The following is a 22,586-nucleotide window of genomic DNA, read 5'->3' as shown; positions in this document are numbered from 1 at the left end:
CCTACTGGAAAAGCCGTTCAGCGCCGGTGCTCGCAGGGGAACTTCGCGTCAGGTCTCTTTGAACGGCTCGCAGCCAAAGGCCGTTTTCTCTGAAAAGAGGGGAATGACGTTACTTTCCCTGTTCATCGCAGATAACAGTACTATTAAAACACAGTTTTGCGGCAAATGCAAGGGGAAAGTTGGGAGTTTTTATCGGAAAGGGTGGGCTTACTCAATGGCACGTTCCTCCGCGCCCGAAAGCGCTTGCCGCAGCCCGGAAAGCACGGTTTGGCGGTCGGCGGTTTCGTCCGACAGCTCCATGTAGCGGACAAGGTCATCGACCGCGCGCACTAGATATAGGTAAGCGTCTTTGTAGTTGAGTTCGTCCATAGCAGTGACCTCCATATAAGAATTATTAAGAACCCACTATGGGTTCTTAATCTCATTCTAACACATAATACACTTAAAATGAACCCATAATAAATGCGAAATGGGTGCTATGTGTGGAAAAGAAAAAACATCTATCCCTGCGGCTGGAGGATGAAACCCGTCTCAAGCTGCGGTATATTGCTAAATACGAGGGCAGGTCGATCAATGGACAGGTCATGCACCTGATTTATGGCTGTATTCGCGACTATGAAGAGAAAAACGGCAAAATCGACCTTTCTGACGCGCAAAAACCTTGACAAACCCCGCTTTTGTGGATATACTGATTAAGTTAATACGCAAAATGCAATGACAAAGAGGAGTATTCCTGTCCCCGCGCGTCAAGAGAGAGGGCGGTTCGGTGCAAGCCCTTCGGCGGGTAGGAAGAAGGTCGCTTTGGAGCAGGATGGCTGAAAACAGTAGGCCCTCCCGTCCCGCCCACGTTACGGGTCAACGAGTGCGCGGCAGTTTTGCTGCGAATTTAGGTGGTACCACGGAGCACGCTTCGTCCTATACGGACGGCGTGCTTTTTTAGTTATCAAAAACCGAAAAGGAGATAGAGCCAATGAGCGAACTGCCCAAGACCTACGACCCAAAAGCGGTCGAGGACAAGCTGTACAGCTTCTGGAATGACTCCGGCTTCTTCCATGCCGAGGTCAACCCGGACAAGAAACCTTATACCATCGTTATTCCGCCCCCGAACGTAACCGGTCAGCTGCACATGGGTCATGCGTTCGACGAGACCTTGCAGGATATTCTCATCCGTACCAAGCGCATGCAGGGTTATGAAGCGCTGTGGATGCCCGGCACCGACCATGCAGGCATCGCTACCCAGATCAAGGTAGAGGAGAACCTGCGCAAGGAAGAGGGCTTGACCCGTTATGACCTTGGCCGCGAGAAGTTCCTCGAGCGCGTCTGGGACTGGAAACACCAGTACGGCAACCGCATCATCAGCCAGCTGAAAAAGCTCGGTTCGTCCTGCGACTGGGAGCGCGAGCGCTTCACGATGGACGAGGGCTGTTCCAAGGCAGTCCGCGAGGTGTTTGTAAACCTCTATAACAAGGGCCTGATTTACAAGGGCCACCGCATCATTAACTGGTGCCCGCACTGCACGACCGCGCTTTCCGATGCGGAGGTTGAGTACGAGACCCAGCCGGGCAAGCTGTGGCACATCCGCTATCCGCTCGCGGACGGTTCGGGCGAGTTGGTTGTCGCGACCACCCGTCCGGAGACCTTCATGGGCGATACCGGCGTTGCCGTCAACCCGAACGATGAGCGCTACAAGCACCTGATTGGCAAGACCTGCATCCTGCCGATCATGAACCGCGAAATCCCGATTTTCGGTGATGAATACGTCGATATGGAATTCGGTACGGGCTGTGTTAAGGTCACGCCCTGCCACGACCCGAACGACTTCGAGATGGGTCAGCGCCACAACCTCGAGCAGATTCTTGTGTTCAACGAGGATGCAACCGTCAACGAAAACGGCGGCAAGTACGAGGGCATGGATCGCTACGAGTGCCGCAAGGCAGTCATCAAGGACCTCGAAGAGGGCGGCTACCTCGTTAAGATCGAGGATCACGAGCATAACGTCGGTACCTGCTACCGCTGCGGCACGACGGTTGAGCCGATGACCTCGGCGCAGTGGTTTGTCAAGATGGCGCCGCTGGCCAAGCCCGCGATGGACGTTGTCACCGAGGGCAAGACCAAGTTCGTGCCTGACCGTTTCTCCAAGACCTACCTGCGCTGGATGGAAAACGTCCATGACTGGTGCATTTCGCGTCAGCTGTGGTGGGGCCACCGCATCCCGGCGTTCTACTGTGATGACTGCGGCGAGATGACCGTTTCCAAGGAAGATATCCATGTTTGCCCGAAGTGCGGCTCCAAGAACGTCCGTCAGGAAGAGGACGTGCTGGATACCTGGTTCTCCTCCGCGCTGTGGCCGTTCTCTACGCTCGGCTGGCCGGAAAAGACCAAGGAGCTGGAGTATTTCTACCCGACTTCCACGCTGGTTACCGGCTACGATATCATCTTCTTCTGGGTCGCGCGCATGATTTTCTCGGGCGTCGAGCACATGGGTCAGACGCCGTTTGATACCGTGTATATTCACGGCCTGGTACGCGACGCGCAGGGCCGCAAGATGTCCAAGTCGCTTGGCAACGGCATCGACCCGCTGGAGATCATCGACCAGTACGGCGCGGACGCGCTGCGCTTTACGCTTGCGACCGGCAACAGCCCCGGAAACGACATGCGTTTCTCGGACGAGCGCGTGCAGGCGTCGCGTAACTTCTGCAACAAGATCTGGAATGCATCGCGTTTCATTCAGATGAACCTGACCATCGGCAAGGACAAGGCCGCCCAGCTGCCCGAGACGCTGACGCTCGAGGACAAGTGGATCGTGTCCAAGTTCAACACGCTGGTTGCCGAGGTCACCCGCAACATCGACCAGTACGAGCTGGGTCTGGCGGCTGCCAAGCTCAACGACTTTATCTGGGACAACTTCTGCGACTGGTATATCGAGATCGCCAAGACTCGTTTGCAGGCAGGCGACGAGAATGTGCAGAAGGTGCTGTGCTATGTGCTGTCCGGCGCGATGCAGCTGCTGCACCCGTTCATGCCGTTCATCACCGAGACCATTTGGCAGGCGCTGCCGCACGAAGGCCCGTCGGTCATGGTTTCCAAGTGGCCGGAGTACGACGAAAAGCTGCACTTTGCCGCGGAAGAGGCGCAGATGGAAACGCTGATGGACGCAGTGCGCGCCATCCGCAACCGCCGCAGCGAGATGAACGTCCCGCCGTCCAAGAAGGCCAAGGTGCTCATCCTGACCGAGAAGAAGGACACCTTTGCAGCTGGTGAGGGCTTCTTCCCGAAGCTGGCTTACGCTTCCGGCATTGAGCTGATCGACGCAGTGCCTGCGGATGCGGCCAAGATGGCGTCCGTTGTCACGGGCGACGCGCAGCTGTATATGCCGATGGGCGACCTCATCGACTTTGCTGCCGAGCGCGCGCGTCTCGAAAAGGAGAAGGCCAAGGTCGAGGATGACATAGAGTTCGTCATGAAGAAGCTCAACAACCCGAAGTTTGTTGACAAGGCGCCCGAGAAGGTTGTCGCGGTCGAGCGCGAGAAGGCCGAAAAGCTGCGCGAGCACCTCGCAAAGCTGGAGGAATCCATCGCGGCTCTCGGCTGATTGAGTTTCATACAAGTAAAAAGATATGCGCCGCAGGCAAAACCGCCTGCGGCGCGTTTTTTTACGTGTTTCTACGAAACCTAATACGAAACAAAGATTGAAAGATTGTTGAAAATGTCCATTACTTTTTATGCTGTTTTGGTCGGATATTTACATATAAGGGGATCAAACCACAGCAAAGGATGGAGGGACAGACGATGGTGGAGCGGATCGAACGGATACGCGCGCTTTACCGGGCGGCAGGGCAGCAAAGCCAGAACACCGGTATGGATACACGCTACGCTGCGGGACAGACGGAACCGCAGGATAAGGTAACGCTGGATGGCAATTGGCAGGGAACCGATTGGACACGTGCGGTCAATGAGGTGCTGGAAAGCCTGCGCGACAGCTTTCCCGGCATCGAGATCGTGACCGGCAGCGCAAAGGATGGGGAAGAACTGAAAAAACTCGCCATCGGACTGGGCGGTGGTAAGCATCTGGTGATCGACCAATCCTTTCTGGATAAAATGGCGCAAGGGCCGGAAGAATTTCAGGAGGGCTGCGACACGCTGCTGCGACTGCTGCGCACGCTGAACGCTACGGATATCTCGGGCGTGTATGTGAATGAGGAGAAGGCGCAGACTTGGACGTATTTTGAGAAATCTCCGGCAGCCGAACAGATGGAAAAAGCAAAGCAGCTGCTGCACTGGTTTGCGGAGATGAATAAGCCAAAGGAGCAGAAAAAGACAATCATCGTTACCAATCCGCGCAACTATTCGACCAAAGGGAAATACCACCGTTTGGCGCGTGCGGCGAGCGTGGGGCAGGTCAACATGCTTATTTCGGATATCAACAGTGCCATCAACAATTTGCAAGGCGAGGCCATGACCTCGGGCGAGAACGCCGCCAAAGCACGGCGTGCCATTCGGTCACTGCGCACGCTTCTGCAGCGGGCGACGCGCAAAATCAGCCGTCTGCAAGCCGAGCAGCTGCTCAGTGCGAAGAAAAAACGTGCCGAGCGCGAGCAAAAGCAGGAAGAGGCCAATCGGCTGCGCCGCGCGCAGAAGGAGCAGCGCTCCAAGCGAATGCGGGCGGATGTGACAACGGCCAACGGCGGTATTGTACAGACGCCAACGCAGCACAAGCGCGGAAAGCATCCCGGTTATGACCAATTTGCGGCAGCAGCGGTACCTGCCTGTCCGCTGCCCTCGGTTTCCGCGGGAGATATGGGCGGCGCAGGGGACGCGGCGGGCGGTACGGTCGAACTGGGGCCGGAGATCGCGCTGTGAAAAAGCGCAAGCAGAGAAAAGGGGAAACGATGGTTTCTCCTTTTTCTTTTTGGCAGAGCATGGTATAATGATGCATATCGTTTTTCAGGAAAGGGTTTATTATGGATACCGCAATTCCAAAAACTGCTGTTGATTATATTCATTCGCTCGGGCGTTTTTCCGGCAAGCCCGGCCTGCACCGCATTCGTGCCTTGTGCGCGGCGCTGGGTGATCCGCAGGACGGGCTGAAATTCGTGCATTTGGCGGGCACGAACGGCAAAGGCTCGACCGCGTGCATGTTGGATTCCGTGCTGCGTGCGGCAGGATATCATGTTGGGCTGTACACCTCGCCTTACCTCGTGCAGTTCCATGAGCGTATCCGTGTGGATGGCACCATGATTTCGGACGCAGATCTGACGCGCTTGTCCGCGCGCGTGGAGCAGGCGTGCAAGGAGTTGACACTGCCCGAGGGTGAGCAGATCGGGGAGTTTGAGTTCACTACTGCGCTGGGATTTTTGTATTTTGCCGAGCAGCGGTGCGATATTGTCGTGCTGGAAACCGGTCTGGGCGGCCGGTATGACGCGACCAATGTCATCCGTGCAGCCGAAGCGTGTGTGATTACTCCGATTTCGCGCGACCATATGGCCGTACTCGGTGACACGGTTGCCAAAATCGCGGCAGAAAAGGCAGCGATCATCAAGCCGGCTTGCGCGGTGGTCTGCGCGGACGGACAGCCGGACGAGACGTTGCCGGTCATCCGGCGCGCGTGCGACGCAGCGGGCGCGGTCTGGTATGACGGCATGCAGGACATGCAGTTGCTGCGGTGTGATATCATGGGTTCGGCGTTTGTGCGCGGGGGACAGGGCTACACTATCCCGATGCCCGGCCGCCACCAGCTGCAAAACGCACAGACCGCGCTGCGCACGCTTGCCGCGCTGCGGGAGCGCGGCTGGAACATCCCGACTGAGGCTGAGGTGCGCGGACTGGCGCGGGCGCGCATGCCGGGACGGCTCGAGCGTATGTCTGACCAGCCGCTGGTACTGCTCGATGGGGCGCACAATGCCGCCGGTGTGGCGGCACTGACCCGAACGGTGGACGAAATGCTCAAAATGCGCCGCCTGCTGGTTGTGATGGGGATGGTAAAGGACAAGGAATACGCGGAATGCATCTATGAAATGGCGCGCCGCGCGGACGTGTTCTTTGCCTGCTCGCCTGAGGCGGATGCGCGCGCTCTGCCCGCACAGACAGCCGCCGCCATTGCCGAGCAGCACTGCGCCGAGGTGTACGATTGCCACACGGTGGAGCGCGCGCTGGGGCAGGCGCTGGAAAAGGCCGCGCCGCGCGATTGCGTGCTGGTCTGCGGGTCGTTGTATTTGATCGGCGAGGCGGAAAAAATCCTGCGCACACGACAGAAAACGGCAGAATAAATAGGTAAAAAATGGTAAAGTAAGGCTTGTACCGGAAAGGTACAAGCCTTTTTTGTTTGTCAGAAAAAATGAGGTGAAAACAGATATGCTGCATATCACACAGGCGGAGAGCGACGGCGTGCTGACGGTTTCGCTGTCGGGCGAGCTGGATCACCACGCCGCGCGCGAAGCCATTGAGCAAAGCGAGGATTTGATGGCGCTCTACCCCTGCGAAAAGCTGGTTTTAAATTTGGGTGGGCTGACGTTTATGGACAGCTCGGGTCTTGCGGTCGTGCTGCACCTGCACCGCACCTGTGCGCGCAGCGGCTGCGATTTTGTGGTGCGCGGCACGCCGCAGCAGCCCATGCGTGTGTTCGAGGCGGCGGGGTTGCCGCAAGTCATGATTTTCGAGAGGGGGGAGTAAGTTGCGCGCGGTCATCAACAAAATGAGCCTGAAATTTGAAAGTCGGTCGGTCAATGAGGCGTTCGCGCGGCAGGCGGTCGGTGCGTTCGTGGCGCAGCTCGATCCAACGATGGAGGAGCTGGGCGACATCAAAACCATCGTGTCCGAGGCGGTTACGAATGCGATCGTGCATGGTTATGCGGATAAAACCGGGTTTATCACGGTCACGGTGCGGCTGCTGGAGGGGCGTATTCTGGAAATCAAGGTCAAGGATACCGGACGCGGCATTGAGAACGTCGAGCAGGCGCGCCAGCCCATGTTCACCACCGGGGATGACGCCCGCAGCGGTATGGGCTTTACCATTATGGAATCGTTCACGGACAAGCTGCGCGTGCGCTCCACGCCCGGTAAGGGAACGATGGTGACCATGATCAAGCTGTTACGGGAGCGCAGCGCGTGACCGGTACGATGCGCGGTCTGCTCGAGCGGGCGGCAGCGGGCGACCGCGACGCGGAAGCGCAGTTGATCGAGGAAAACAGTGGGCTGATCTGGTCGATTGCACGGCGATATTACGGGCGTGGCGTGGAGCCGGACGACCTGTATCAGCTGGCCTGCGTGGGCTTTATCAAGGCGGTGCGTGGCTTTGATGCGGCGCTCGGCAACGAATTTTCTACTTATGCGGTTCCCAAAATCGCGGGTGAGATCCGGCGCTTTTTGCGGGACGATGGCGCGGTCAAGGTTGGACGCGCGGTGAAGGAGCGTTCGGTGCGCGTACGGCGCATTCAGGCGGAATTGGAGGGGCGAACCGGCCGCTCCCCAACGGTGACCGAGGTCGCGGCGGCAGCCGGGCTGACGGTGGAAGAGGTCGCTGCCTGCGAGCAGGCGGACGTGACGGTGGACTCGTTCGAGCGTGAGCTGTCCGGCGGCGGGCGGCTGGGCGATCTGGTGGGCGACGAGGGCATGGAGGAGCGCACCTGCCTGTATTTGTCTCTGGGCGAGGCGATGCGGGCACTGCCCGAGCGTGAGCAGCAGGTGCTTGCACTGCGGTTTTCACGTGATCTGACCCAGCAGCAGGTGTCCAAAATCATTGGGGTCTCACAGGTACAGGTCTCGCGCATCGAAAAGCGCGCGATCGCAGCACTCAGGAAAAAACTGATGGAATAAGCGGGCTGTCCGTTCGGAGCAGCCCGCTTTTGCATGTGCAGATTGACATTGACAGGCCGCGTGCGCTGGGTTAAACTGAAAGCAGATACCGGAAAGGGGTGGAAACGATGCCGAAAACAGTACGGAAATCGGTGGTTGGCTGGGCGGTTGGTCTGGCTGTGGTTTGGGTGATGATCGTGCTTGCCATCTCGCTTTCCCCTACGATGCAAGGCAGCGTCCCATATTTTGGAGGCTTCGGTAGCCGCACGATGTGGCTGGCTGCGGCGCTCGCTGCGGTGCTCTATCTGCTACCTGCGGTGCTGTATGGCGTGGGACAGCATTGGGCAAAGTATCTGCTCGCGGTTATCAACGGCGCGGTATTGGTGGTTACGCTGGGGCTTCTGGGCCTGATGGCGGTGATGCTGCTGTTTCAGCTTGGCGGCGAGGGCTGGTATGTCATGCGGCGTGACCTGTGGTTTTCTGCTGTGGTTGTACTGGATATTGCAGCACTGATTTTGGGTTTTCTGTGGTTTCGCGCGGCATTTCCGGTGCGTGGGTCGGATAAAGTGTGAGAAAAGAACTGAAAAAGGCGGCTGCCAACCGGCAGCCGCCTTTCTTCTGGCGTCTTTTAGATTTTCTGCATGAAATTTGCCGCCGCCTTGGCCATGAGCCGCTTGGTGCCCTTCTGGTCGAAGGCGATTTCGAGCAGCGCATCGTTGCCCATCGGTTTGACCGAGACGATCATGCCGTCGCCAAACGCTTTGTGATGCACACGGCAGCCCGCCGGAAAGTCGGGCAGCGGCGCGCCCGCGGCCTTGGGAACAGCGGCAACCGAGGACGCAGCCGAGAACGAACGCGCGCGGGTAATTTGCGCACGGGGCAGATCGGGGTCGGGCTGGGTGGCGGAACCGAACATACGGCTTTCGACGATGTTGCTGTCCAGCAGGTCGCGCGGCATTTCGTCAATGAAACGTGAGGGATGCGCGTACTGCGTGCGGCCGTACAGCAAACGGCGCTCGGCGCAGGTGAGATAAAGCTGCTCCCGCGCGCGTGTGACCGCAACATAACACAGCCGACGCTCCTCCTCCATATCTTCGTCGCGTTCCATCGCACGGAAGCCGGGGAACAGGCCGTCCTCCATGCCGGCGAGGAACACGACTGGAAATTCCAGACCCTTGGCCGAGTGCATGGTCATCATCAGCACCGCGTCCTCGTCCTCTTCGGTTTGGTCGGCGTCGGTGTAGAGAGCCATATCCTCGAGGAAGCCGCCTAGCGTGGGTGTTTCGTTCTTTTCCTCATAGTCAACGAGGTAGGATTTGAGCTCTTCGATATGCTCGATGCGTCCTTGCTCCTCCGCACCGCCCTTTTCCATAAGCGCGCGCAGATAGCCGCTTTGATTGAGCAGTTCATCATATAGCTCGGAGAGCGAGAGAAATTCGCGCTGCTGGCGCAAGTTCTCCATCATCGTGCCGAACTTCTCCATGGCTGCTGCGCTGCGCGAGAGCGGCGCAAACTGCGAAGCGTTTCGCACCACATCATACAGCAGCATGCCGTTTTCCAGCGCGATCTGCGACGCGGTTTCCACCGATTTGTCTCCGATCTTGCGCGCAGGAACATTGATGATACGGCGCAGACGCAGCTCGTCCGCCGGGTTTTCCAGCACCCACAGATAGGCGAACATATCGCGCACCTCGGCGCGCGAGAAGAAGTCGCGGCCTTTATAGACGCGATAGGGGATGCCCGCGCGGATGAACGCGGCGGCGATGTTATCCGAAAGGACGTTGTTGCGGTACAGGATGGCAAAATCACTCCACCGGCGGCCGGATTCCACGCCCTCACGGATGGTGTCCGCAATGTAGGCGGCTTCGCCCTCCTGACTGTCCGAGCGGTGCAGATGGATTTTCGAGCCGCCCGCCTGATCGGTCCAAAGTTCCTTGCCCTTGCGGCCGACGTTGTTGCGGATGACCTCGTTGGCGGCGCTCAAGATGTTGCCGGTGGAACGGTAATTTTGTTCCAGACGGATGGTTTTAGCGTTTTTGAACTGCTTTTCGAATTCCAGAATGTTGGCAATCGTTGCACCGCGGAATTTGTAGATACTCTGGTCATCATCACCGACCACGCAGATGTTCTGATAGTGTCCCGCGAGCAGGCTGGTCAGCACATACTGGGCATAGTTGGTATCCTGATATTCGTCCACCAGAACATAGCGGAACTGCCGCTGGTACAATTCCAGTACATCCGGATTGCTTTGCAGCAGCAGAACGGTTTTCATGATGATGTCGTCAAAGTCGAGCGCGCACGCCTTGCGCATCTCCTTTTCGTACAGCTTGTAGACATCCGCCACCTTTTCGCGGAAGTAGTCGCCTGCGGCGTCCGCGGCAAACTGCTTTGGCGTCATCAGCTTGTCCTTGGCGCGGCTAATCATACTGATAACCGTGCGCGGGTCAAAGGCTTTCGGGTCGAGGTTTAACTGCTTGAGCAAGTTCGTGACTACACGCTTTTTGTCGTCCTCGTCGTAGATGGTGAACGGACTGTCAAAGCCGAGCAGCTCGTTATAGCGCCGCAAAATGCGCAGACAGGCAGTGTGGAAGGTGTAGGCCCAAACGTCGCTTGCGGCCTGTGCGTCAGGCAGCGCTGCCAGCAGACGGTCGCGCAGCTCGCGCGCGGCTTTGTTGGTAAAGGTGATGGCAATGACCTGCCACGGGCGCGCGGCATCGACCGCGCACAGCCTTTCAGCGCGGGCGCGGTTTTCCGGCTTGGGGGCGGTCAGGTATTCGGTGAGGAACAGCAAGTCCTCCTCGGTCGCGCCCTCGGGGGCGAATTCGCTCGTCAAACCTTGTCCAAAGCGAAGGATATTGACGATGCGGTTGATAAGCACGGTAGTTTTGCCGCTGCCTGCACCCGCAAGGATGAGCAGCGGGCCTTCGGTGGTGAACACCGCTTCGCGCTGGCGGTCGTTTAAGTGCGCAAAGGATTGTTCGATGATCGCGCGCCGTACGGCGGCATATTTTATGTCAAATTTGGTCGGTTCCATGGGGTTCCTCGTTTCATTTTGAAGATACGAAACCAGTATAGCATAAACCAAGAAAGAAAACAAATGTTCCTGTGTTTCGCGCGCATAAAAAAGCCGCCCGGTGGGGCGGCTTTTTTCAGGCAAGACCGACGAGTGTGCATGCACCGTGCACGGCAAGGCAGAGCGTGAGGCCGAACGCGGTCGGCAGCGCGACGGCGGCAAGCGTCCAGCGCACGCTGTGTGTTTCCTTCCAGATGGTCAGGCATGTGGTCGAGCAGGGCCAGTGCGCAACGGTGAATACCAGCGTGCACAGCGCGGTGCAGACTGTCCAGCCATTTGCCACAAGCAGCGTGCGGAAGGCCGCGAAATCGGAAACATCTGCGATCGTGCCGGTGGCAAGATAGCCCATGACGATCAGCGGCATCACCAGCTCGTTTGCCGGAAAGGCAAGGACGAAAGCGAGCAGGATCACGCCGTCCAGTCCGAACAGGCGACCCGCAGGGTCGAGAAAGGCAGTCAGGTGGGAGAACACCGATATGCCCCCAATGTCAAGATTGGCCAGCAGCCAGATCAGCGCGCCCGCAGGTGCAGCTACCGCTGCCGCGCGGCCGAGCACAAACAGCGTCCGGTCGAGTACGCTGCGCACGATGACTTGCCCTAGTTGCGGAGCGCGGTAAGGCGGCAGTTCGAGCGTAAACGAGGATGGCACGCCTTTCAGCACGGTCGCGGACAGCAGGTGCGAGGCGGCGAGGGTCTGCACGACGCTGCCCGCGATCACGGCGGTGAGCAGCAGCGCGCCGCCGATGGAATTGCCCGCGAAAAACACCGAGCAGAGGAAAATCAGCAGCGGAAACCGCCCGTTGCAAGGCGCGAAGGTGTTGGTCAGAATGGCGATCAGCCGTTCGCGGGGCGAGTCGATGATACGGCAGCCGGTCACACCACAGGCGTTGCATCCGAAGCCCATGCACATGCTTGGGTGAAAAGTGGATGCGTACGAAAGGCATAGGTTAGGCAATTCAAAATGCGAAGCAGCATAGAATACAACCAAGGCGGAGAGGAGGTCAACCCGTGAACAGGACGCAGACAAACGAGCGTTCAGCACAGCAGCGTCAAGTTTTGCTCGAGCTGCTTGAGAACGTCATCGCGGCGCAGTTCGAGGAAGAAACATCTGCTGCATCGGTATAGGTGATCGAAGCGCTTGCAAGCAGCAGTAGGAAGGTGTGATACCGATGCAAAAATCTCCTGTCGCTTGCAGGGCGGTTCTGTACCTGCGGCTCAGCCGCGACGACGACAATCCAGGCGAAAGCGAGAGCATCCAGAATCAGCGCAGCTTATTGCAGGCATATGCAGAGCGGGAAGGGTTTCCCATTGTAGGAGAGTATGCGGACGATGGGTGGTCGGGCACGCGTTTTGACCGCCCGCGCTTTCAGGATATGCTTCGTGATATGGAGCAGCACCGGTTCGAAGTCGTGTTGGTCAAGGATTTGTCGCGGCTTGGGCGTGATTATATCCAGACCGGCCGCTATTTAGAGCTGGTGTTCCCCGAGCATGGCGTGCGGCTGATTGCGGTAGGAGACGGTATCGACACAGCGCGGTCTGATACCGACCTTGCGCCGTTCCGCAATGTCATCAACGAAATGTACGCCCGTGATACCAGCCGCAAGATTCGCGGCGCGTTGCATACCAAAATGCAGGCAGGCAAGTTTATCGGGAATTTTGCGCCGTATGGGTATCAAAAAGATCCCCAAGACAAAAACCACCTGATTCCAGACGAGCGAGCTGCCGCGACCGTGCGGCAGATCTTTGCATGGGCAGCTGCGGGCAAGCGCCCGGCAGAGATCGCGCGGATGTTGAACGAGCGCGGCGAGCCGCCGCCGGCTGTCTATCGCACTTTGGTGCATCCGGAACTGAATCCGGATCATTACTCCAAACGCAAGGCGTGGACCTCGGTGGGGGTCAGCCGTATGCTGCAAGATATGGTGTATCTGGGCCATATTGCGCAGGGAAAGACCGACAAGGTCAGCTTCAAAAGCAAAAAGATTCGCGAAAAACGGACAGACGAGTGGATTATCGTTCGCGATTGTCATGCGCCGCTGGTTTCTCGGCAGACCTTTGACGCGGTGCAGCACCAGCGGTCAGCCCGTCGCTGCGACCGGAAAGCAGCATTTTCCAATCTGTTTTCCGGGCTTGCTTTCTGTCTGGACTGCGGTAAGGCAATGTCTACAGTCGGCACACGCCGAAAAGGTTCGGCAGCCAATCTGGCCTGCAGCGCGTATAAGCTGCGGGGCACAGCTGCTTGCTCCAACCATTTTATTTCCTATGAATCGCTCTATCGCTGTGTACTGGAGGCGGTGCGCCAATATGTCTGCCTGTCCGAACAGGACTGCGATACCTTATTTGAGCGGTTGCAGCATCGTCTGCGTCTGGATGAGCGGGGTCGAGAAGCAAGCCGCGAGCGGGAACGGCTGACACAGGAGTTGGAGCGAGTCCAGCGTTTGGTCGCGCAGCTTTATGAGGATCGCGCGGCAGGCAAAATCGGGGACACAAACTTTTATCCGCTGCTCGAACGGTATGAGTGCAAGACGGCTGCGCTCCAGCAGCAGATGGACACGGTGCAGCCGGATGGTGGGGCGCAAAGCTTACAGCGGCTACAGGAACGCTTGCGGACGATCATTCGCCGCTATACGGATGTGGAGGAACTGACACCGTCCCTGCTGTTTGAACTGATCGAGCGGATCGAGGTCGGACAGGGTACATACGAAAAAACGGAACAAGGCAAGAAGAAGCGGCAGAAAGTGATCATTCATTTCCGCTTTTTGCCGGAACCTTGCAAAATAGATTGGATCGAATAAACGGGACGCACCGGTTAGAGAGTGCGTCCCGTTTCGTTGTGTCCTTTATGGAATTAGGTCAGCGCGGTAAAGCTCGTCAGGATTTTTGCGCCCTCCGCGCGGGTCGCGCTGCCTTGCGGGGCAAGCGTGGTTGCGGTGCGGCCGTTCAGCAGTCCAGACGCGACCGCCCACTGCATGGCTTCCTGCGCGTAGGCACTGATTTGTGCCGCATCCGTATAAGCAGACAGGTCGGCGCGTGCACTGGTGTCCATGCCAAGGTAATTTGCCAGTCGGTAGAGCAGCACGGCGGCTTGTTCACGGGTGACCGTGTCGTTCGGCGCGAAGGTTTCGTCGGTGTAGCCGGTCACAAGGCCGTTCGCCTGTGCCCAGTAGACAGGCGTAGCATAATAGGCATTCGCGTCCACGTCCGCATAGGGATAGCCGAGGTTGTCGCCCACCTCAGGCTTGTCCGCGAGGTTATAGAGTACCGTGGTCAGCATGGCGCGGGTCATCGCCGTGTCAGGCGAGAAGGTATACGCGTCCGTACCGTTCATCAGCCCCTGCTCGACAATCTCACCCACGCTGTCATAATACCAGCTGTCCGCCGGTACATCGGTAAACAAGCGGCCGTATTCGGTCAGCGTGCAGGTGACGACTGGGCTGTCCAGATGACCGGACAGGATGGCGATGCACTTGATCGTGTTGGTTTCCGGCGCGAACGCACCGGTATAAAGCGTGCTTTGCGCGGTCGGCGTGGAGCCGTCAGTCGTGTAATAAATAGACGCGCCCGCGGTAGCGCACGAAAGTGTCAGCATACCGTTTTCGTACGAAACGGTCGGTGCAGCCGTGGGCGGTACGCCCGCAACCTTTTTGGTGGTGACAGGCGTGCGCGTGCCGTACTGGTCGATGCCCACAACCGTGAATGTCGTGTCCTTGGTGATCGTGATCGGTCCGGTGTATTTCTGGCTGCCGAGGTGCGGGGTCATGCTGCTGGTCGTATAGTACAGCGTCAGCCCCTTGTCCGCAGTGGAAAACGTGACCGAAACACCGTTGTCGCCCGTTGTGGAGCTGATGGTCGGCGCGGAATAAGCGGGCAGATTGGTGCCGGTGTTCGGCGCGCTGGTGTAGACCTTGCCGTTTTGCGGGGTGATGCCGCGGCGGCGCAGCAGCTCGGAAACGGTCACAAACTCATAGCCTTGCGCTTTCAGCGTGTCGATGGCACGCAGTGCGCCCTGTACGCTGGTCTGGTAGATATCGTGCATCAGCACGATCGAACCGTCGCGCGCGCCCTTGATGATGTTGTTGTAGACCGTGTTTGCGTTGCGGTACTTCCAGTCGAGGGTGTCGACGCTCCACAGGATGATAGGCGCGGCAACCGTGCTCTTGACCGCGCCGCCCACAGCGCCGCCGGGCGTGCGCACCATGTCGGTGTACGAGCCGCCCATACGGTCAAACAGCAGGCTTTCTACGCGGCTGACCTCGCTCGAGATCGTGCTTGCGCCGTAGCTGTCAAACGGGATGAGGTGCTGGTAGGTATGGTTTGCGAGCTGATGGCCTTCCTCCCGCATACGGGTGAGCAGGTCTTTATGATTGACAATGCCGTGTGAGCCGTTTGTACCGTTCATAAAGAAGGTAGCCTTGGCACCGCGGGCTTTCAGACCGTCCAGCAGGGTGGCGGTGTAGGTCGAGGGGCCGTCGTCAAAGGTGAATGCGATCAGTTTGGTGTTTGCGCTCGCGGCAACGGGCGTTTCCTCAGCTGCGGCGGCAAGCGGCAGGCAGGAAACAAGCAGGGCGAGCATCAATAGCAGGGAGGTGAGTCTTTTTTTCATAATAGTCTCCTTTTCGGGGAAAACGTGGGATATGAGATATCCACATTGTAACTGTTTTCGTGCGCGCCGTCAATCATTGCAGAATGCAAAAAAAGCCGCTGTCACGGAGGACAGCGGCCCATGCGCGTTTGCGCTTACAGGAAGATATACTTGAGGATGAACAGCACCGCCAGCACATACATGAGCGGAGTGACCTTTTTGCCCTTGCCTGCGGCGAGGTTGAGCAGCACATAGGAGATAACACCCATCGAGATGCCTTCGGAAATGCTGTAAAACAGCGGCATGGAGATGATGGCGAGGTAAGCCGGGATGGCTTCGGTCAGGTTGTCCAGATCGAAGCGAATTTCGGAAACCGTGCCGACCATCAGGAAGCCTACCATAATCAGCGCCGGAGCGGTGGCAAACGAGGGGATTGCGGTGAAGATCGGCGCAAACAGCGTCGAAATCAGGAACAGCACGCCGGTGACCAGTGCGGTCAGGCCGGTGCGGCCGCCGACAGCCACGCCGGAGGCGGACTCGACAAAGGTCGTGGTGGTCGAGGTGCCGAGGATAGCGCCCGCCGAGGTCGCAATCGCGTCGGACAGCAGCGCGGGCTTGATGCGCGGCAGCTTGCCGTCCTTGTCGAGCATTTTTGCCTTGGTGGCAACGCCGATCAGCGTGCCGAGCGTGTCAAAAATATCGACGAACAGGAACGAGAAAATGACAACGATGAAGTTGATGATGCCGACCGTGCCGAAATCGACGTTGAAGCACTGGCCGAAAGTCAGGCCGAACTTGGTAAAGTCGGTCATGCCGAAGGTCGGGAACAGGGTGTAGAAGCCCGCCTCCACGTCCGGCACATACAGGCCGGTCAGCTGGCAGAGCATACCGATGATCCAGGTCGCCAGAATGCCGAACAGGATCGCACCCTTGACGTGGTGGATATACAGCACCGCCGTGATGAATAGGCCGACCAGCGCAAGCAGTGCGCAGATGCCCGCGGTGTGGAAATTATCCGTAAAGCTGGTGATGGTGACGAGTGTGGATGAGTCGACCGAGAGGCCCGCGTTTTGCAGGCCGATAAATGCGATAAACAGGCCGATGCCGACCGAAACGCCCTTTTTGAGCGTCAGCGGGATGGCGTTGAAGATGGCTTCGCGTACGTTGGTCAGCGACAGCACGATAAAGACCAGGCCTTCGATAAAGACCGCGAGCAGCGCGACCTGCCAGCTGTAGCCGTAACCGGCGACGACGGTGTACGCCATGAATGCATTCAGACCCATGCCGGCGGACAGTGCAAACGGCAGGTTTGCCATGAACGCCATGCAGACCGTGCCCAGACAGGAGGCCAGCGCGGTCGCCAGCAGGACGGCGGTCGGGTCCATGCCGGTCGAGCCGAGGATGCTCGGGTTGACCGCGAGAATGTATGCCATGGTCATGAAGGTGGTGATACCTGCCATGACCTCGGTGCGGACGGTGGTGTGGTTATCCGACAGCTTGAACATCTTTTCAAACATGTGTGGTTTCAGCCCCTTTTTGTTTTCTCTTTTTCCCTTTTTGCTTATTTGCCGTCGTAGGACACAACGGTGGCGAGCGGGTAGTTCTGCAAACGGTCGCGGCCGTGCAGTCCCTTCAGCTCCAGCAGGCACACGATCTTGACCACGGTTGCGCCGAGCGATTCGAGCAGCTTGGCCGCCGCTTCCAGCGTGCCGCCGGTGGCGATCAGGTCGTCGATCAGCACGACGCGCATGCCCGGACGGATGTCGTTGCGGTGCACCTCAATCGACGCGGTGCCGTACTCCAGCTCGTAGGACATGCCAGCGGTCTCGCGCGGCAGCTTGCCTGCCTTGCGAATCGGGATAAAGGCTTTGTGCAGCTTGTAGGCGATGGGCATGCCGAACAGGAACCCACGCGATTCCAGTCCCGCGATCACATCAAAGTTTTCCCCCTCCAGCAGCGCCGCCATTTCGTCCACGGAAAGCTGCAAGCCGTCCGCGTTGCCGATCACCGTGGTGATGTCCCGGAAGATGACGCCCCGTTCCGGAAAATCCGGGATGCTGGTGATATATGGTTCGATTTTGCTCATGCTTCCTCCTCCATACGGTCTTTTATCCGCATTCTGTGTGTGGGCTTGTGCCGCCCGCAGACAGCACATCATACACAACCATTTTAAGCAAAACCGGCGCGCAATACAAGAGTTTTATTATATGAAATCCGGTGGGTTATCTTGGCGTTTTTCTGCATTTCGTGCATCTTGGAAGGGGTTTCCATACAATTTGCGGAAAGGTGTACAAAAAGCCATCGGCGGCGCCTTGCTCAAAAGACGCCGCTGATGGGAGTTTAGGCAGATTGTTTTTGCCGGCCGAGTGTATAAAGGAAAACCGCGAGCAGCACGGTCACCGGAACGCTCAGCACAATGCCGAAGCTGCCGGCCAGCCCCTGCATGATCGCGATGCCGATGTTGTTGGAGTTGATGATTTGCAGATAGGGCAGGTCGTAGGCATAGTCCAGCACCAGCATGCTGATGCTGCCGCCAGCAAAGGCAAGGATGAGTGTGTTGGAGTCCGTACCCATCATGTCGCGGCCGACGCGCATGCCCGCGCGGAACAGCTCGCGGCGGGAGATATCCGGTGTCTGGGCGTGGATCTCGCTGATGGCGCTGCCGATTGACATAGCAACGTCCATCGTGGCCCCCAGACTGGAGATAAGCAGGCCGGAAAACAATAGACCTCCGACCTGAATGCCGTTTGTGTTCCACAGTGTCAGCAGGCTTTCGATGTCGCTGACATTCCAGCCTGTGATGCCCGAAGCTGCGCTGAACGCAGTCGCAGCCAATCCGGCGATGCACACGCCCGCGACCGTGCCGCCGGTCGCAACCAGCGTTTTCATCGTCGGGCCGCCGATCAGGTACATGGTGACGACTGTGGTGATCGTGCAGATGAATACCGACACCCAGAACGGGGAATGTCCGCGGTAGACAAGCGGCAGATAGACGAACAGGATGCAGAAAAAGGTGAACACCAGACCGAGCGCACCCTTTATGCCCTGCTTGCCGCCCACAAGGCACAGCACCAGCAGGTACAGTCCTGCAAACACGTAGATGACGGTTTCGCGGTCCTGTGCATAGACGCTCGCAACGGTCGAGTCGCCCGAAACGCTCTGCATGACGATGACCTTCATCCCTTCGGTGCAGCCTGCGCCGAACAGATAGCCGGAGGAACTGGTCATTTCAAGCGTCTGCCCGGCGCGCGCACCGGTTTTCATTTCCACGCGCACCAGCTGTTCGCCAACGCGGCTGCCGTCGTACTGCAAATTGTCCTGTATGATCTCGGTGACGACGCCTTTCTCGAAGGTCTGCCCTTCGCGGGAGACAAGCTCGATTTTATCCACCGCATTGATGCGCACGACAAATATGCAGAACAAGAGCAGAAGCAAAAGCGGCGGCGCCCAGCGGAGCAGAAGGCGGCGGATGGGATGTTTTGGGTCGGTATGCAAATCAAATCACTCGCTTTACGGAAATGGGTATGCCCTGCGCGGCAGAGCGGAGATAAAAAACGGAAAACCGGAAAATTCTCCACAGATGCGTTGGCATCCGCGGAGAATCTGCCGAAAGAGCGGGGGAGGAGAGGTGGAGAGAAAACGGAATTACTTGGTGATAATCGCCAGTGTGTCCCCGGATACCGTGCTCTGGATGCCCAGCGTGGATAGCAGGCTTGCCGGGACATAGTAGTTGCCGTTTACGTCGGCGGCGGACGTGGTTACCGTCTTGCCGTCCACCTGTATGGTCAGGGTTTCCTTTATACCGGTCGTCTCGGCAGCCGGAGCAAGGGCTGCGGTGTTGTACTGCTCGCCGGTGATGACGATGACGCCGTTCTTCCACTCAACGTTAAACTGAGCAGCCGTGCCGTTCACCGCGGTAGCGAGATCGCGCAGACGGTAATAGGTCTCGCCGCCAACCGAAGCGGTCGCAACCTCCTTGGCAGCGTCGTCCACGGTGACCGCAGCAGCCTGTTCGTCGGTCTTTTTGATGGTGAAGGTGCTGTCGATTTTTTCCACCTTGCCGGCATCGGTGATCTGGTAGGTGTCGATCGAGAAGGTGTCAGCCGTCAGATTGATAACCGAGTAGCTCGGCAGCCAGTTCTGGCTGCGCTCGGCAACGTAATCCTGCTGGGAAGCGATCAGTTCATAGAATTTGGAGCCAGAAGCGGAGTTCGCGGTCATGTACAGGATGCCCTGCGGGTTGGTGACCGTGTTGCCATCGACATCCTCGATGGTATAGCACTCGTTGTCGGCTTGGAATGCGTCGTGCTTGGCCTGACCGTCTTCATCCTCGGGATAGAGCGGGATCTGCTCGTCGGTCTGGGTGTTGTAGGCATTGTCCCAGTCATAGTCCGAGCCGTCTTCGTTCAGGCGGAACTCATAGGTGCCGTGCGTCTGGCCGTCGCCGTAGAGCAGCTTGGTACGGCTGTAGGTGTGGTCGTGACCCTGCAGGACAACGTCGATGTCGTACTCGTCAAAAATCGGGGTTAGTTGGGTGCGCAGGATCATGCCGTCGGTGTCAGAGTGGTCAAGACCCGAGCCGTAAATGTCCTGATGGATGGTGACGATGCGGAACTTAGCGTCCGGGTCGGATGCAACCGCTTCTTGGATGGTCTTTTCATGCTCGGCCACGTTGTAGTTGTTGGTGTTGAGCACAATGAACAGGCCGGAACCATAAGAGTAGTAGTAATCGCCGCCCGCCTCGGTTTCACCGTAGCCGGTCTGGTTCGGGTTGTAGAAGTGGTATTGGTAGTCCGCGTTGAGCGAGTCATGGTTGCCGATCGTGGTGGCAACCGGCAGGCTGGTGAGCGCGCTGGCGGAAAGATAGCCCGCATACTCCTCTTCCTTGGGCTTGCCGGTCTTGTTGACCTGATCGCCTGCGGAGATCACAAAGTCGAGTCCCGGATTTTGTTCAAGAGCGATATCCAGCGTGCGGTCCCATGCAAAGCTGTCGTTGCGCGCGGCGGTGTTGGCAGCGCCGCTGTCCGCGGTCAGCGCTTCGCCGTTCTGCGTCTGCCCCTTAGAGGCACCGATCTGCGGGTCGCCGACGTACAGGATTTGCGCGCTTTCAAAGTCGCCGGTCTGGTAGGTCTTGACCTCGGTCTGCACGCCGTTCTTTTCCACTGTGTAGTAGTAGGTGGTGTTGGCCTTGAGGCCGGTCACCGTGACATGGTTGTAGGAATAGGCCGTGCCGTCGGTCAGGCTGGTGTCCACGGCGGCAGAGGTGCCGGTGAACTCTGCAAGGTTATTCTTGTCCGTGCCGAAGTGGACGACCGGCGTTGCGCTCTTGCCGGTCTCGTCCTTGCTGTACCAAGCGAAGTTCAGCTGGGTCTCGTCCGCGCCGGGCGTCATGGAAACCTGCGTGTAGTCGGCAGCGACCGTGTTCCACTCTTCGGTCCATGCCTGCCAGCCGGCCGCGCCGGTGACGCTGGAATCGTTATAGTCCGCCGCGGAAGCGCACGGATAGGCGCCCAGCAGCAGCGTGCTGGTCAGGATGCCTGCCAATACTCTTTTTGTCTGCATTCGTGATTACTCCCTTTTTGCATGTAGTTGCAGGGTGTGAATTGATTTTCCCTGTGTCCAAAAGCGAGTATAGCACCGGAAAAACCCCATCTCAACCACTCTTGCCAAAGCTTATCCTACATTTTAATTGGGCTTAACGAAGCGGGAAATGTATGGCATGCCGCATCCGTTTTTGACCCAAGCACATGGTTAGGCTTTGCTTGCCGCAGGCGTGTGCGCGGCGGAACGCATGATCGAGCTGAAAGGCGACGCGCGGCAGGTAGCCCGCGTCCTCAAGCAGCGTAAACAGCGGAAAAAAGATGGCCATGGGCGGCAGCATGACCGAAACGACTGTCGCCAGCACGCGCCACAGGCCGTCGACCAGCAGGGAAACGGCGAACGGCGGCAGTCCGAGCGCGGAAAGGGCGGTGGCAAACGGTGTGCTCAGGCCGAGCAGATGCTCGCTCAGCCATTCGCTTGGGACGTTGGCGCCGAACAGGGTGATGTAAAACACGAGTGCAAGCAGGAGCAGCATGAGCGGCAGTCCGAACCGGCGGCTGAGCAGGATGCGGTCGATGCACCGGTCGCGCGCATCTGCGTCCGCAGGGACCTGCACGCAGGTCAGCGCGATTTCCTCCGCGCGCAGCGTTGCCGCAGCGGTCAGCAAATCATCCAGCTGCTGCGCGGACAGTCCTTCGGGCGGGCGTTCGGTGAGCGCAGCCAGTGCATCTGCACGTGCAAGACCAGATGCGCGCACTGCATTCTCAATTTCGGCGGGATAGCGGATGGCGGTGGGATGGGGGATGGTTTCTCCATCCAGCACGCGGCAGACCGTTTGTGTCAGTGTGGGCAGACCGCGCCCGCGCCGTGCCGCGCACGCCACGACCGGCACGCCAAGCTCGCGCTCAAGCGCAGGAACGTTGATGCGAATACGCTTTTTGCGCGCTTCATCCATCAGATTGAGGCATACCACCACATTAGGGATGACCTCAAGCACTTGCAAAATCAGAATGAGGTTGCGCTCCAGACAGGTCGCGTCCGCAACCAGAACGGCAGCATCCGCTTCGCCCGCTGTGAGAAAATCCCGCGCCACTCGCTCTTCTTCTGAGCGGGGATGCAGCGAATAGGTGCCCGGCAGGTCGACCAGCGTCATTTCCCGCCCGTCACAGTTCATGGTGCCGCGCGCGCAGGACACGGTTTTGCCGCTCCAGTTGCCGGTGTGCTGGCGCGCGCCGGTCAACGCATTGAACACGGTGGATTTGCCGACATTGGGGTTGCCCATCAGTGCGATGACCGGCGTCCGATCCGCCGCCATTAGGTGTCCACCCCGATTTCGATTTGCGCCGCATCGTCCGATCGCAGCGCGATGATCGCGCCGCGGATGCGGTAGGCTGTTGGGTCGCCAGCAGCGGCGCGTTGGATGCAGGATACCCGTGTGCCTGCCACCAGTCCGAGGTCTTGCAGGCGGCGGCGCATGCCGCCCGACAGGTGCAGCGCATGCACACGAGCCCGTGTGCCTTCGGGCAGGTCGGACAGCGGGGAAAAGGTTTCGTGGTTCATGTAATCATTCCCGGTTTGAGAGATTTCGGCCGCGCTTCCTGC

Annotated in this window: 19 protein-coding genes and 1 other annotated feature; of the genes, 9 read left to right on the top strand and 10 right to left on the bottom strand. The window is 58.5% G+C overall.

What is annotated here, in order from left to right; genetic code table 11:
- Positions 1-207 precede the first annotated feature (207 nt).
- On the bottom strand, positions 208-369 hold the full coding sequence (locus tag ABGT74_RS03025; protein ID WP_297284248.1) for a hypothetical protein: 162 nt from the start codon (positions 367-369) through the stop codon (positions 208-210).
- Positions 370-482: 113 nt separating this feature from the next.
- Here ABGT74_RS03025 and ABGT74_RS03020 point away from each other — a divergent pair, with 113 nt between their 5' ends.
- The 8 genes from ABGT74_RS03020 to ABGT74_RS02985 all read left to right on the top strand — a co-directional run bounded on the left by ABGT74_RS03020 (position 483) and on the right by ABGT74_RS02985 (position 8,363).
- A complete protein-coding gene (locus ABGT74_RS03020) occupies positions 483-665 on the top strand; it encodes a hypothetical protein (protein ID WP_346704405.1) in 183 nt (60 codons plus the stop codon).
- A gap of 40 nt (positions 666-705) precedes the next feature.
- Positions 706-921 (top strand) — a binding site (T-box leader).
- Positions 922-970: 49 nt separating this feature from the next.
- Entirely contained in the window at positions 971-3,592 is a 2,622-nt protein-coding gene (locus tag ABGT74_RS03015; protein ID WP_346704404.1) for a valine--tRNA ligase, read from the top strand.
- Between the two features lie 197 nt (positions 3,593-3,789).
- A complete protein-coding gene (locus tag ABGT74_RS03010) occupies positions 3,790-4,860 on the top strand; it encodes a hypothetical protein (RefSeq protein WP_346704403.1) in 1,071 nt (356 codons plus the stop codon).
- Between the two features lie 101 nt (positions 4,861-4,961).
- Entirely contained in the window at positions 4,962-6,266 is a 1,305-nt protein-coding gene (locus ABGT74_RS03005; RefSeq protein WP_346704402.1) for a folylpolyglutamate synthase/dihydrofolate synthase family protein, read from the top strand.
- 85 nt (positions 6,267-6,351) lie between these two features.
- Positions 6,352-6,669 carry an anti-sigma factor antagonist gene (locus ABGT74_RS03000; protein ID WP_297284253.1) on the top strand — a complete coding sequence of 106 codons (318 nt, stop codon included), beginning with the start codon at positions 6,352-6,354 and terminating at the stop codon, positions 6,667-6,669.
- A 22-nt stretch (positions 6,670-6,691) separates the two neighbouring features.
- On the top strand, positions 6,692-7,108 hold the full coding sequence (gene spoIIAB / locus ABGT74_RS02995; RefSeq protein ID WP_297284258.1) for an anti-sigma F factor: 417 nt from the start codon (positions 6,692-6,694) through the stop codon (positions 7,106-7,108).
- The gene (locus ABGT74_RS02990; protein WP_297284254.1) at positions 7,105-7,812 is read left to right on the top strand and encodes a sigma-70 family RNA polymerase sigma factor; all 708 of its coding nucleotides are present in this window, start codon (positions 7,105-7,107) and stop codon (positions 7,810-7,812) included. Before spoIIAB ends, ABGT74_RS02990 begins: the two co-directional genes overlap by 4 nt.
- Positions 7,813-7,919: 107 nt before the next feature.
- Complete coding sequence (locus tag ABGT74_RS02985) at positions 7,920-8,363, top strand: DUF5391 family protein (RefSeq protein ID WP_297284255.1); 444 nt, start codon at positions 7,920-7,922, stop codon at positions 8,361-8,363.
- A 56-nt stretch (positions 8,364-8,419) separates the two neighbouring features.
- On the opposite strand, the gene ABGT74_RS02980 is transcribed toward ABGT74_RS02985, so the two are convergent.
- Positions 8,420-10,825 carry a UvrD-helicase domain-containing protein gene (locus tag ABGT74_RS02980; protein ID WP_346704401.1) on the bottom strand — a complete coding sequence of 802 codons (2,406 nt, stop codon included), beginning with the start codon at positions 10,823-10,825 and terminating at the stop codon, positions 8,420-8,422.
- A gap of 115 nt (positions 10,826-10,940) precedes the next feature.
- On the bottom strand, positions 10,941-11,768 hold the full coding sequence (locus ABGT74_RS02975) for a nucleoside recognition domain-containing protein (protein ID WP_346704400.1): 828 nt from the start codon (positions 11,766-11,768) through the stop codon (positions 10,941-10,943).
- A 265-nt stretch (positions 11,769-12,033) separates the two neighbouring features.
- Between ABGT74_RS02975 and ABGT74_RS02970 the strand changes: the two genes are divergently transcribed.
- Positions 12,034-13,656 (top strand): recombinase family protein, encoded by a 1,623-nt coding sequence (locus ABGT74_RS02970; RefSeq protein ID WP_346704399.1) that lies wholly within the window; start codon positions 12,034-12,036, stop codon positions 13,654-13,656.
- A gap of 53 nt (positions 13,657-13,709) precedes the next feature.
- On the opposite strand, the gene ABGT74_RS02965 is transcribed toward ABGT74_RS02970, so the two are convergent.
- The 7 genes from ABGT74_RS02965 to ABGT74_RS02935 form a co-directional block, all read right to left on the bottom strand.
- Entirely contained in the window at positions 13,710-15,464 is a 1,755-nt protein-coding gene (locus tag ABGT74_RS02965; RefSeq protein ID WP_346704398.1) for an S-layer homology domain-containing protein, read from the bottom strand.
- Between the two features lie 134 nt (positions 15,465-15,598).
- Complete coding sequence (locus tag ABGT74_RS02960) at positions 15,599-16,960, bottom strand: NCS2 family permease (RefSeq protein ID WP_346704397.1); 1,362 nt, start codon at positions 16,958-16,960, stop codon at positions 15,599-15,601.
- A 44-nt stretch (positions 16,961-17,004) separates the two neighbouring features.
- A complete protein-coding gene (locus ABGT74_RS02955) occupies positions 17,005-17,529 on the bottom strand; it encodes an adenine phosphoribosyltransferase (RefSeq protein WP_297283943.1) in 525 nt (174 codons plus the stop codon).
- A 254-nt stretch (positions 17,530-17,783) separates the two neighbouring features.
- On the bottom strand, positions 17,784-18,878 hold the full coding sequence (locus ABGT74_RS02950; RefSeq protein ID WP_297283942.1) for a YibE/F family protein: 1,095 nt from the start codon (positions 18,876-18,878) through the stop codon (positions 17,784-17,786).
- Between the two features lie 210 nt (positions 18,879-19,088).
- The gene (locus ABGT74_RS02945; RefSeq protein WP_346704396.1) at positions 19,089-21,005 is read right to left on the bottom strand and encodes a metallophosphoesterase family protein; all 1,917 of its coding nucleotides are present in this window, start codon (positions 21,003-21,005) and stop codon (positions 19,089-19,091) included.
- Between the two features lie 133 nt (positions 21,006-21,138).
- Positions 21,139-22,299: a FeoB small GTPase domain-containing protein gene (locus ABGT74_RS02940; protein WP_346704395.1), complete on the bottom strand. Its 1,161-nt coding sequence runs from the start codon at positions 22,297-22,299 to the stop codon at positions 21,139-21,141.
- The gene (locus tag ABGT74_RS02935) at positions 22,299-22,544 is read right to left on the bottom strand and encodes a FeoA family protein (RefSeq protein WP_297283939.1); all 246 of its coding nucleotides are present in this window, start codon (positions 22,542-22,544) and stop codon (positions 22,299-22,301) included. The genes ABGT74_RS02940 and ABGT74_RS02935 overlap by 1 nt, the downstream gene beginning before the upstream one ends.
- Positions 22,545-22,586 lie beyond the last annotated feature (42 nt).

This window comes from uncultured Agathobaculum sp., from assembly GCF_963927765.1.
Classification (GTDB): Bacteria; Bacillota; Clostridia; order Oscillospirales; family Butyricicoccaceae; genus Agathobaculum.
The sequence above is the reverse complement of the archived record's forward strand: the minus strand, read 5'-3'. Positions and strand labels throughout refer to the sequence as shown.